Origin of the sequence: Lishizhenia tianjinensis (assembly GCF_900116425.1) — a bacterium.
Lineage (GTDB): Bacteria > Bacteroidota > Bacteroidia > Flavobacteriales_D > Crocinitomicaceae > Lishizhenia > Lishizhenia tianjinensis.
The window spans coordinates 1314014-1326372 of sequence record NZ_FPAS01000001.1 but is presented as its reverse complement, the minus strand read 5'-3'; the positions used below and the strand labels follow the sequence as shown (position 1 = coordinate 1326372).

The following is a 12359-nucleotide window of genomic DNA, read 5'->3' as shown; positions in this document are numbered from 1 at the left end:
TCGTATTTTACTTATATTAGTCCCCACAAGTACAATTTTATGAAGGAAAAGAAGAAGATGGCATTGCATTGGCGTATTATGATTGCTATGGCCTTAGGTGTGATCTGGGCTATTGCATCGAATTACTTAGGATGGAACGATTTTACCAAAGCTTGGATAGGTCCTTTTGGAACCATCTTCATCAATTCCCTAAAATTCATCGCCATCCCTTTAATTTTATTTGGAATAATAGGTGGTGTAGCTAGTTTAGAAAACATTGGTTCTTTAGGTAAAATGGGAGGTAAGACACTTTTTACTTATTTAGTTACAACCGTCATTTCAGTTAGTTTGGGATTGGTGTTGGTTAATCTTTTTAATCCAGGGAAAACAGACGATGAAGCCATGGCGCGCCAAAATCGATTGGAGTATGAGATGTGGGCGACGGAGAACAAGGTTGAGGTTAAGGATAATAAAAACTTAATGGCATCAGCCACTCCAGAAGAAATCAGCAGGATAAAATCTGTGATGGTTTCAGATACAGCCTCTGCAGATTATAAAGATGTAGTTGCCAAAAAGAGTGCGGCTGAAAAGAAAATGGGAGGCCCCTTACAACCTCTTGTAGATATGGTTCCTACCAATTTGTTCAAAGCTTTTTCTGAAGGAGAGATGCTACAGGTTATCTTTTTCGCCATATTTTTTGGTGTTGTATTAGCCTTTTTACCGAATGAAAAAGTTGGAGTTGTTATCAATTTTGTGAACGGAATGAATGAAGCTTTTGTAAAAATGGTAGACATTATTATGATTGCTTCACCTTATTTTATCTTCTGTTTGATGGCAGGTGTTTTGGCAAAAATGGCCAATACACCAGATGAAATGTTTGAAATATTTTACAGCTTGGGTAAATATGCCTTGGTTGTATTGCTCGGTTTAATCTTATTGATTTTCGGATTTTATCCGCTTTTATTGAGGTTGTTTGGTGCTAAGGTTGGTTATAGAGAATTTTTCAACGCGATGAGTCCAGCCCAATTCCTTGCTTTTTCAACGGCTTCTAGTGCAGCAACCTTACCGGTCACCATAGAGTGTGTGGAAGATACCTTAAAGGTTCCTCAACGTGTAACACGATTTGTATTGCCGATAGGAGCAACGGTAAATATGGATGGTACTTCGCTGTATCAATCCGTTGCGGTGATTTATTTAGCTCAAGTTTTTGGAGTGGATTTAGATTTTCAACAACAATTGGGTATTGTAGCAACTGCAACTTTAGCCTCAATTGGTTCGGCAGCAGTTCCAAGTGCTGGTTTGATAATGCTTATGATCGTTTTAGAATCGGTAGGTTTAAACTCATTCTGGGTTGTATTGATTTACCCTATAGATCCACTTTTAGATAGATTTAGAACGGTAGCCAATGTAACAAGTGACGCCACTGTTTCTACTATAATTGCAAAGACAGATAAGGGATGATGCAACGAATCTTTTTGATTTCTGTACTACTCATTTCTATATGTGGGTGTAATGAGGTTCAAACAAAAATAACTCCTTGGGAAATTTCATACCCTGCCGATAATACTGCAAATGCTGAAATTGCTGCCTTCGGTAGAGAGTTGTTTTTTGATAAGGATTTATCCGTGGATAATACCATTGCTTGCGCGTCATGTCACATGCCTGATCACGCCTTTGCAGATACTGTTGCTTTTTCAAGAGGTGTGAATGGAAGACAGGCGGGAAGAAATTCCCCCTCATTAATTAATGCGGCTTTTAGTCCAAAATTCATGGGTGAAGGGCAGGTTCCAACTTTAGAAATGCAGGTGTTACTTCCTCTACTAGACCAACGAGAAATGGGGGCGAGTATGAAGGAAGTGATTGAAGAGTTGAAACCAAAATACAATGCTAAGTCGCAAGAACTTTTTCAAAGAGATTTAGATGCCTATGTGATAACGCGTGCTTTGGCAAATTATGAACGTACATTAGTGGCTTATGCATCCCCCTTTGATTTATATTATTACGGGAAAGATAAAAATGCTTTGAACAAGGAGGCACGAGAAGGTTGGAGGTTGTTTTCTGAAGAATTGAATTGTGTAGCTTGTCACCCAGCACCCAATTTCACAAGTTTTGATCTTAAAAATAATGGCTTGTACAAGGATTACCCGGATGAGGGGAGGTACAAAGTAACAGGAAGATACGGTGATAAGGGGAAGTTTAAAATTCCATCTTTACGAAATGTAGCGCTAACAGCACCTTACATGCACGATGGAAAGTATGCGAGTTTAAAGGAGGTAATTCAACATTATAGTAGGGGAGGCGAAGGTCACCCAAACACAGATACCTTAATAACAGGGTTTAAATTGAATCCTGAAAAAGAGGCTCAATTAATTTCCTTCTTAAATGCATTAACGGATACAAATATTCATAAATAAATCAGCGCTTTTGAGATAAATAATTCCCCCTTAGTGTTAAGCGCATATCTGTAATTGTATTTAAAGGAATATTCGTCCAAAACTCCCTGTAAATGTAAAGTCTGTAATTGATGATAGGTTCCCTTTATAAGTTTGATAATATTATTCCTTAATTTATTTTCCCATTTGGGAAGGATGGGACATTTCTCTAAGCATTTTAATTCTGTAGTTTTAAGGGTGTTATTTGCATGAAGAAGTTTGGGGAATGGATAGTTTGAGGAACATTTTTTTAAGGCCAAGATAAGTTTCTTTCTTCCGGATTTAGAGAGCGTTAGTCGAATTTTATCTTGTTTTCTACCCTTTGTCTTTTTATAGGTTACAATCAAATGGTAGGGAGTCATTCTCGTATAATTTTGTCTGCTTTGTTTACGCTTGTCAAACCTAATTGGCGTGTAATATTGGCTACTTTCAATTTGATTTATCTTCCCCATTTCTTGTCTGATCTTTAATACCATATGATACACGGTTTCATAGCGTGTTTGCTGAGATATTCTATAAATTTCATTTATGGAATAAGACTTTTTAGAGTGACAAATCAAATGAATGATTTCCCACCAGTCTTTAAAACTTTTATTACTATCCTTCATAAAGGAAATAGATTTTAGAGAGTATTTCTTTGAACATTTTGAACATCTCCATCCATGAAAGGAGTTAGACCATGTTAATTTGTTATTTCCACATTTCGAGCAATGGGTGAGTTTTTTTTCGTAGTGGTGTTTAAAAATTTGAAGACAGGAATCTTCGGAGGAGTAGGTGGTGTAGAACTTTTGGTGGTTCATGGTGATAAGATTTTAGGTTGATCACCATAAGTTAAGAATAATTTATTGAATATACATTATTTTACCAATCTTAATATATTGGTTTACAAAGGGTTGTTTGCGTGAAGGTGGTCGAAAGTTGATACTTTTAATCTTTACAAGGGATTATAAAAAATCTAAGTGTACTATTATTACTGTAATATTCACATGGTAGTACCCCGTATATTCAATGTATTGCTAATTAAAAAAGTCCCAACTCACCCCAAGTCTCACAAACAAAGGCATAATAGGATACTCCTCATCCACTCTTATCCTTGCATCGTTCCATAAACTCGAAACATTCTCCGCTCTAAAAAACAACCTAAAAGGATCCAAATCTATAGCGGCAAAGGCATGAACCAACACGTAATTACCTGTACTTTGGGCACCGGTAAGGGGGGAATACAAACTCATTTCGGGCAAATAAAGCATAGAGTTGTATTCTGATAGGTACTGTAGGTCTAAACCTAAGTTCATTTTTAATTTAGCAGCTTTAAAAATCGGCGTTTTGTAAGCGATTCTATTGGAAGAAATCACCTTGGGTTGGAAGTTGAAATTGGCCGAATTGAGGTTGAAAGCTAGGTTGTGCGACAAATGAAGTTTCCCCAGATTATAGTCCACAAAGGCATTGATACGAACAGCACTTACCGTGTTTAGGGTGTCTTGACGCCAAGTGTTATTGATAAAATACAAACCATTATTTACTGTCGTTGCATCCACACCAACGCCGGTATTTAGTTTACCTTTTAGCTTAAGATCTCCACCCAAAGTAATGATTTGTTGAGGGGATAGACTCGTGAGTTTCCATTGGAAATTGTTGGCGTAATGTTGACGCTGGTAAGGAGTGGGGTAAAGGTTGTTAATGTCTAATTTCGCGTTTAAGTCAAATAGGGGGAGGGCCATCTGCAAACGTGTATAGTTCTTAATCTCACCAGTTGCCCCTACTAGGTTAAAATAGAATGTATTGTGAAGGTTAAACTTTTCAAACCCAGCATAAAGTTCAGAAGCTAAAAATATTTCAGTGGTGTCAAAGTAGCGGTTTAAATTTTGATTACTCCAATAACGGTGGTTCACACTAGCATTTATTTCAAAATATTTAGAGGAGAAAAAGTAACCTGCACCATTCTTAATAGAAGCCGTTTGGTATTGGTCTCGGGTGCGATTTGAGTCTATGTAGAAGGTGTCTGTGAGCTGAGTTGGAGCATTGTCTGTGAACAGGCGGTTGATCACTTCATAACGCGTAACCTGATAAAACCCCGTCTTTATCATATTATCTCCACTTAAGTTCAAGTAATTCTCCCAAGAAATATCTGCTTTTTTAACCGTTGATTCGGCAGACGATTTATTCACCGGTGTAAAGCTAATTATGTAATCTTGGAGCAAGCTATCTTCAGACATACCACCGTTTTCGCTCCAAGTATAGGCACTGTATTTCGCATCTAGTTTGGTACTGTAGTGCTTATTTCTATGAATCAAAACAGCGTTAACATCGTTCACAGCGTATTTAGATGAACGTAAAAAACCATCACTGCTCTTTTTGTTGTAATGGATGTTTAAAAGGGTTTTCGGACTCAATGCTTGACTATATTGAACATCCAAATTTTGTGTCAATGATCCACCAAAAGAGTACTGAAACCCAATGTAGGGAAGCGGAGAAATCAAGATGGGAGTGGAGGCCTGTCTTTGCAAATAATTAAAACCAGCCAAATTAGCCCCTAAAGCATCGCGCTGATGTAACAATTCATTTAAACCAAATTCGGGCAAATTAAACCCCGAAGGTCTCAAGTTTTCGTTGGCGCCATATACAACGTCTACGGAGTCGAGTGCATATCCACTGCTTCTATAATCAAGGGTTATACTGTCTATTTTTGGGGCCAACAATTTGTTTTGCGCTTGTGCACAAAATCCCGTTAAGACCAACATTAAAACCAAAAGTATACGCTTCATAAACCGACTCTACAGATCAAGTCTCAAATATAGAAATACTACCTCTAAATACACTTTTATCTTTTATAAAAGCCGAGGTATTTGTGAATTTTTAGGGTGTTTTTTGTAGACAAACTACTTTTCTGAAGAAAAGCACCGGGCTCTCCCTCCAAGTCCTTTGTAGTTTTTTATTTCCGCTAATGCCTCAGTAAAGCTTCTAAAGTCGCTTTCTCAGGCAAAGCCTCAAGTAAAAAACTCCTACAGGCGCTATCCGTCCTATCCCTGTTTGAAATGGAAAAATTTAGAGGTGTAGGAAAGCTTTTGTAAAAAAGAATTTCTTCTCACCACAACTGATACTGCTTAAAAATCTAATACCATCTCGTATTGGTTAATAGCATTCTTTAACCCCGTTTGTTTCAAAGCTTCTATTTTTTCTTCTAAGTTCTCGTCAACGTTGTTAATGGAAATTGTTGGGCTCACTTGTTTTATTCCTTGAAATAACCTGGCCCAAGCACTTTCGGCGGATTGAAGAACTTCAAATTGAACAATTTGTTTACTTGCTGGATTAAAAATAAAGTAAGATTCTACCTTGTCCTCAAAACTAACAGTGTAGTACAAGTCATTGCTTTCTTTTATGGTTTCCCAACGGTAATCCCAAGAATAATCCTGATCGTTTTGTAACTGTTCATAAGTGATGTCTTTCACTTTCATTTCTTGAAGAAGTATATCATCTTCACTGCAAGTTTTTATTTCTCCAGAAAAACATCTGTACTTTTTACGCTTGGTAAATCCTATTGTTTCGTAAGAGTGTATAGCAACCTCGTTAAGTGTTATCACCTCGAGTAAACATTGTTCTACACCTTCCTTTTTTAGAATAGGCAACGCATGTTCGTACAAGGTTTTTGTGATTTTTTTACCACGTTGTTTTGGAATTACACCCGTACCGGCATTGTAAGCAATGCGCTTACCATTTCTGGTATCAATGGCATTCAAAATAAAACCAACTAACTCATTTTTGTAAAACATCCCATAAGAAAGGGAGAAGTCTACTTTGTTGAGGGTCCACCTATTTTTAAAATAATCTGGATCATCGGGGAAGTCGACGAAATGATTGCTAAAGGCTTTTAAGAAACAATCAATTATAACTTCTATGTCCGTATTTTTTAAACTTTTTACTTCCATCTTTCTTCCTTAACTGTTGTAGATATGACCGTCACCGAATTTACTAAAAATTCTGTTTTTTGCGACTCAATATACAAATTATCTCTGGGGTGTCGTTAAGGTTGTATAAGGGAAATGAGTGTTAGATCTTGAGCTATTTAACATCTTTTTAAGTGAACGACTTTTGCTCAATCTTCACCTACTTAGACGAGTAATTAACGCTTCATGCTACCCATTTTCTTTAGAATGAAATTTACAGCTTTTCGTGGATTAAACCTATAAAAAATGTCTAAGAATCGTGCGTCCTTTCCAACAGTTGCCCTGAATTTATTTTCCACTATGGCCTGAACAATAACCTCAGCAGCCTTGTCTGCGGGGAGAGTCATGTTTTCCTGACCTTTTTGTTCTGCTTTACTGACATCTAGGTGAACACCTGAATTGGCCATGATATTTGTATTTATTGCACCGGGATGAATTACTGTACAATGAACGTTGGTCTCTTTTAGTTCTGCGTATAATCCTTCTGTTAAAAGTTTCACTGCAGCTTTGGAGGCTCCGTAAAAGGTTTGTCCAGGAAAAGGAATAAATCCACCCATGCTAGAAATGTTACAAATAGAAGCTTCGGGTCGTTTTAAAAGATGGGGTAAAAAGGTTTTGGTCATAAACAAAGTGCCGTAAAAGTTGATGTTCATGATACGGTCGATCACTTCATATTCCAAGTCGTTAACGTCTATAAAAGGTTGTATGATTCCTGCGTTATTAATAATACCATCTACATCACCTAATTCGCCTATAATTTGTTCTGGTAGTTTTTCAACCTCTTCTCGGTTGGCAATGTTAAGGGTATGTATGGAAGTTTTGTCCCTTCCCGAAATTTCGGCAGTTTCCTCCATTCCCTTGGTATTTATATCTACCATTGCAACCTTAGCGCCTTTACTCACCAGCAACTTGGTTATTTCACGCCCCATGCCACTACCTGCGCCGGTTACTACAAACACTTTATTCCTAATTTCCATCTGAGTTTTTTTATACAATTTACTTGAAATTATTTGAACTTATAACAAATTGTTCGTTGGTTTTTACATGGAAATTTTCAGGTATGTAAGATTTGTTAGGATGTGGTTTTTCATTACTTCCTCCCCATTTTTGGGTAGTGCGAGGACCGTAAAATATTTGATAAATAATCGACAAGAACCTAAATTTATCTCCAAAATTCACTGCTATGAAAAATATACTAATCAGCTTATTGCTCTTAATGAGTCTCTACGCTTTTGGCCAAGAAGGGAAGTATAAACAAGAATTATCTTCCCAAACAAATTACACTGAAGGCGCCAACTCTGGTACGGTCAACATTAAAGTAGTTTTTGATGTGTTTTTTGGAGAACCCACAGTGGCTGCAATTGCTAAACTTGAAAGTTTTGAGGGTTGTAAACCCTATACCCTGAACCTTAGTGTCGATATATACGATGGGGCACGAAAAGTTAGTACCAGAACCTTTACCAACTTAATTTCTTTTGATGTGAAGTCTAGCCCAGATTGGGATGAGATATTTCCAGGACTTTCGGAAGAACAAGCAAAAGACCTCTACAAGCGCGGTTTTTCTATTCGCAATCCACGAATGGTAGATTTAAAATTTGAAGATTGCGCTTCGAATACCGAGGATGCACAGAGCACAGGTGCATCAACCAATTCTAGTTCTGTAAATGCTCAGGAGAATACAGGGACGTCGAATTCTAGTGAAGAAACAAAAGCACAAGAGGAAGAAGAGAGAAGGGCAGCTGAAAAAGCAGCTGAGGAGGAAGCTACGGCAAGGGCAAAGGCCGCTGAAGATCAACGTCAGAAAGAAATCGAAGCTGAGCAAGCCAAAAGACAGGCAGAGGCAGAAGCGGCACGAAAAGAACAAGAACGCAGGGCCGAAAATCTGCGAAAAAAGCAAGAGTATGATAGAAAAGTTGCAGAACAAAGAGATAGAAATGTTCAACAAGCTGGAGCAATGGCTGCCTCAAATTTGGGTGCTATGGCTGCTATCGCCATGGTAGTTTATGCAGACATGGGAAAAGTGAAAGCTGAGAATACTTACTATGGAAATCAGCTGGCATTGGGAATAGACATGGGATATTCTTTAAGTTCCATGCCCCTTGTTTTTAATTCAAGTAGAACAACCTATATCTACAATTACAACACAGGTAACAATCAATATGTTACTTCTACCGAAGATGATGATAGACGAGCTTCAACAATTAATTTGGAATTCAAACCTTTTATTGGCTATGAACACGACAATTGGGGATTCAATGCATATGGTTGTTTTCAACCTGGTATTTCTTTAATTATTGATAGATATAATATCAGTCATTATTACGGAGGAGAGGTGTTTGGTGGAATAGGGGCACTAAAGTTTTTTTACGAATACAGAAGAGGTAATCGAAAGATGGGAACCATAGAATGGATAGATCCTGAAGAATTTGGTGACGGAATAGCTATGTATAAATACAAGCAAAGTAAATTAGGGTTGAGAATCACCTTTGAAAATACTTACGGTAGCTATGCCAGACATCATTTAAAATTCGGTTTGATATATGAAAACTTTTTGGAAGCCTTAGAGCACGAGCACGGTAAAACACGAATGTGGTACTATAATTTAAATCCAGAAAAGTTGGGTAACCCCAATAAATATTACAGAATTTTTGGATACCATTTTTCTTGGAACAAAGAACATAACTTCAATTTTTACATGAATGTTTACCCTAATCACCCTATCGTTGGTGTAAACAAATACAGCAATTCAGACTCCTTCAAAGAAAGAGAAACAGGTGCTCCTTTTGTAGAGATAGGATTTGTTAGACAGATAAAAGCATTTTTTTAAAACCAAAAAAGCAGAGGCTTTCCGACCTCTGCTCACTATAAACTAAACTAAAAACTAACGCATGATTAACTTACGTGTTTTTACTAGACCCTGACTTTCGATTTTAAGAAGATAAACTCCTTTTTCCCAAGTATCAGCATTTAGTGTTATTGATCCATTAAAAGATAATGTTTCTGATATTTGTGCACCTGTAAGCGTGTAAACTGTAAGTTTTGCCTCCGTGTTTCCTCCCAAATCAATTGTAAAACTTCCTTGAGAAGGGTTTGGATAAACACTTAACTGGTCTAAACTTCCAACTTCCTCCGTACCTACGGTGTTAATTACATCGAATATTTCATTAACTATTGTATTTCCACAAGCATTCGTTAAGGTTGCCGTAACGATATAATTTCCTGGAGTTCCGTAGTAATGATCTACTGAAGCTGGTGCATTCAGAGCTGTGTTTTGATCTCCGAAATCCCAGTCGTAACGCGTTACATTGGTAGGGTTAATAACCGTGAAGTTCATGGTTGGATAAGTTCCTTGCATGTAAATGTCTGAAGCTGTTGGTAAGCCCATAACATCAACATCTATAGAACCTATTCCTAAACATCCATTAGTGTCTGTTACATAGGCAACGTAGTTTCCTGCTTGGTCAACCGTTATGGTTTGAGTTACATCATTGGTATGACTCCATGTATATGTGGCTCCTATGTTTTGAGCATCAAGCACAAGTGAACTTCCTATACAAATAGTTGTGTCATTCCCTAAATCAACAACAGGGTTAGTGTTTTCAACCATTACCGTTTCTATGTTCTTACCACAAGTAACCGCCTGATCTTTTGATATCCAAACATGGTATTCTCCCGGTTGAAGGTTTTCAAATACAGTTGAATTTTGCCAAGTCGTTGGTGGAGTAGTGGCACTTCCCTGAGCAATACCGTACAAGGCAGTGCTAGATTCCATGCTTAAGTTGGAGATGGCGTGTCTTTCAGCATCTCCTCCTGTTTGAGCAGAAAACAAATGTTTCCATCCTGTTGTATTAGTATTTTTGTAAGCAGCTGGCATCATAACATTTTCGAATAAGGTGATTCCATTCACAGTGATACTGGCTTTTCCTTCCGCATTGATTTCAAATTCTACAGGAACATCTGTTAAACCTTTCCATGCAGAGGTGTTGCTAGAATATGCTACCGTTTCTGTGTTGTTTGGTCCGTAAGCATTTCCTGCTGTCCAACCATAAACAAGATATACCCCTTTTGTATTACCATTATCAGATCCATTATCCGCGGCATCAAAAGACAAACGGAGACCTGTACCTCTACCATTATGACCATTTCCATTACCTGAAGGAGTAGCATCGTTTCCAAAAGAATAAGCAATTCCATCAGCACCACCTGTTCCCCAGTTATTGATAGGTAAATCTGTGGTTAAATCGAAAGTCATTTTAAATGAGTTGTTACTTCCAGTAGTAAAGTTGGGAAGGTCAATTTGTGCGTAACCTGTTGAACTTGTTTGAGAAGGAGTAAGTTCTAATCTCGATGTTAAAACAGCACTTCCACTTAGTGTAACATCAGTCATACTTGCGTTTGCGTCAAAGTTGTTTTGGTAGAGCGTATTTACAGCTGTTTGAGCAAAGATGTTATCCAAAAGGATGCTTCCTCCCATGTTGTTACAGTTGTAATCTATGGTACTTACATCCGCTCCAAACCCTACGACAACTGAAAATGGAATAGAATCCATAGCTGAAGTACAAGAGCTGTTTTCTAATTGATAGAAGAAATTGTATACTGAATCTTGCGAAGGTGTAAATGTATAGGTATTAGAACTACCCCAAGTTTGCGCTTCCGTAGAGCCGTCTGCTTCTAATATTCTGTATGACCAAGTACCGCCGTTTGCATTTGCGGGTGCATTTAAGATGTCTACAGTTACTGGACTTCCCGATGCACAAATTTCTGTTGGTGTAATCAAAGTTTCAGCCTTAACCTCTGAAGCGGGGATTACAGTTACTTGAGCCTTATTGATACATCCATTTGCGTTGGTTCCTGTAACTTCGTAGGTAGTTGTTGTAGATGGCGCTGCATTTACCGCACTTACGTTATCGTAATTTAAACCTGTAGAAGGAGAATAAGAGTAAGTACTTGCTCCTGTTGCTATTAAAGCGGCAGAATCTCCAGCACAAATCATTGCTTCTGTAAAGTTTAAAGCTACTGTTGGCAAGGCGTTTACCGTTAATGTAGTTGTGTTTGAAGCTGTGTTTTGTCCTGAAGGAATACATCCTAATTCTACTCTGTAATCTGCTGAGTTAGCCAGAGCGGATGTAGGATAAGTGCTATTTGTAGCTCCTGAAATATCATTCCAAGTTGTTCCATCGTAAGATTGCCATTGAAAGCTGTATTGCGTTTCAAAAGGAAGGTTATCAATCGTCAATTCTGTAGAATCTCCCGTACAAAATTGATTTCCAAATGTGCTTGATACGTTGGCAACTATTGGTGCTCCAGTACAAGGCTGTGTTGGATTAGCAACAAATTGTATGTTTGGAACATAGCCAACTCTTCCCGTTGCAGATGGCGGGTTTGATACACTAGGGTTTGTCCAGTCATTTCTATAGTAGATTCCTCTATCTGCTCCTAGATCTGATTTAAACCAATGATTTGTACAGTTGAAACCTGAAGAATTTTCTTTAATACCAACCACAACATTGCTTAATCCATCGTACAAGAAAGGTGTAGTTAGGGTAATTTCTAACCAGTTTCCTCCACTCGGGTAATTAACGATACCACTAAAGCATTCGGTAAGATTTGTACTTAACTCCCAGTCTGTATCACTTGTAAAACTGGTTTTGTTGGAATGACCGATAAAAACTTTCCAATCATTGCTGTTATTGGAAGAACCAGAGCTGAGTTTAAAGCGGACTTTGGTAATTTCATAAGAACCAGAGGTTGCTCCCGAGTTCATTTCAGCAGCAGTATAAATTTGCTGAGAATAGGTGTATCCATAACAAGAGGTTATGGGTAAATTAGAACTGGTTCCCACCCCTGTTCCTATTTCAACATCTACTTGGGCTTGTGTGTGGAATACTACGAAACTTGCGGCAGCAAATAAGGCTGATTTAAGTAATGCAGATCCACCATTTTTGAATAGTGTTTTAATTTGCATGAGTTTTTTGATTTGATTCTAAAACTCATAATTAATTGT

Annotated in this window: 8 protein-coding genes; 3 read left to right on the top strand and 5 right to left on the bottom strand. The window is 37.8% G+C overall.

What is annotated here, in order from left to right; genetic code table 11:
* The first annotated feature begins 39 nt into the window (after positions 1–39).
* Both BM327_RS06085 and BM327_RS06080 read left to right on the top strand, forming a co-directional pair.
* Complete coding sequence (locus BM327_RS06085; RefSeq protein WP_090247428.1) at positions 40–1440, top strand: dicarboxylate/amino acid:cation symporter; 1401 nt, start codon at positions 40–42, stop codon at positions 1438–1440.
* On the top strand, positions 1437–2393 hold the full coding sequence (locus BM327_RS06080; RefSeq protein ID WP_090247427.1) for a cytochrome-c peroxidase: 957 nt from the start codon (positions 1437–1439) through the stop codon (positions 2391–2393). The genes BM327_RS06085 and BM327_RS06080 overlap by 4 nt, the downstream gene beginning before the upstream one ends.
* On the opposite strand, the gene BM327_RS06075 is transcribed toward BM327_RS06080, so the two are convergent.
* The 4 genes from BM327_RS06075 to BM327_RS06060 form a co-directional block, all read right to left on the bottom strand.
* Entirely contained in the window at positions 2384–3019 is a 636-nt protein-coding gene (locus BM327_RS06075; protein ID WP_090247426.1) for a hypothetical protein, read from the bottom strand. The two genes, BM327_RS06080 and BM327_RS06075, sit on opposite strands and share 10 nt — an antisense overlap.
* Positions 3020–3427: 408 nt before the next feature.
* Positions 3428–5176: a putative porin gene (locus tag BM327_RS06070; RefSeq protein WP_090247425.1), complete on the bottom strand. Its 1749-nt coding sequence runs from the start codon at positions 5174–5176 to the stop codon at positions 3428–3430.
* A gap of 339 nt (positions 5177–5515) precedes the next feature.
* Complete coding sequence (locus tag BM327_RS06065; RefSeq protein ID WP_090247424.1) at positions 5516–6337, bottom strand: GNAT family N-acetyltransferase; 822 nt, start codon at positions 6335–6337, stop codon at positions 5516–5518.
* Positions 6338–6531: 194 nt separating this feature from the next.
* The gene (locus BM327_RS06060) at positions 6532–7332 is read right to left on the bottom strand and encodes an SDR family NAD(P)-dependent oxidoreductase (protein WP_090247620.1); all 801 of its coding nucleotides are present in this window, start codon (positions 7330–7332) and stop codon (positions 6532–6534) included.
* A 206-nt stretch (positions 7333–7538) separates the two neighbouring features.
* Between BM327_RS06060 and BM327_RS06050 the strand changes: the two genes are divergently transcribed.
* Positions 7539–9182, top strand: a complete 1644-nt coding sequence (locus tag BM327_RS06050; RefSeq protein ID WP_139230273.1) for a cell envelope integrity protein TolA — start codon at positions 7539–7541, stop codon at positions 9180–9182.
* A 54-nt stretch (positions 9183–9236) separates the two neighbouring features.
* On the opposite strand, the gene BM327_RS06045 is transcribed toward BM327_RS06050, so the two are convergent.
* Entirely contained in the window at positions 9237–12320 is a 3084-nt protein-coding gene (locus tag BM327_RS06045; protein ID WP_090247421.1) for a T9SS type A sorting domain-containing protein, read from the bottom strand.
* Positions 12321–12359 lie beyond the last annotated feature (39 nt).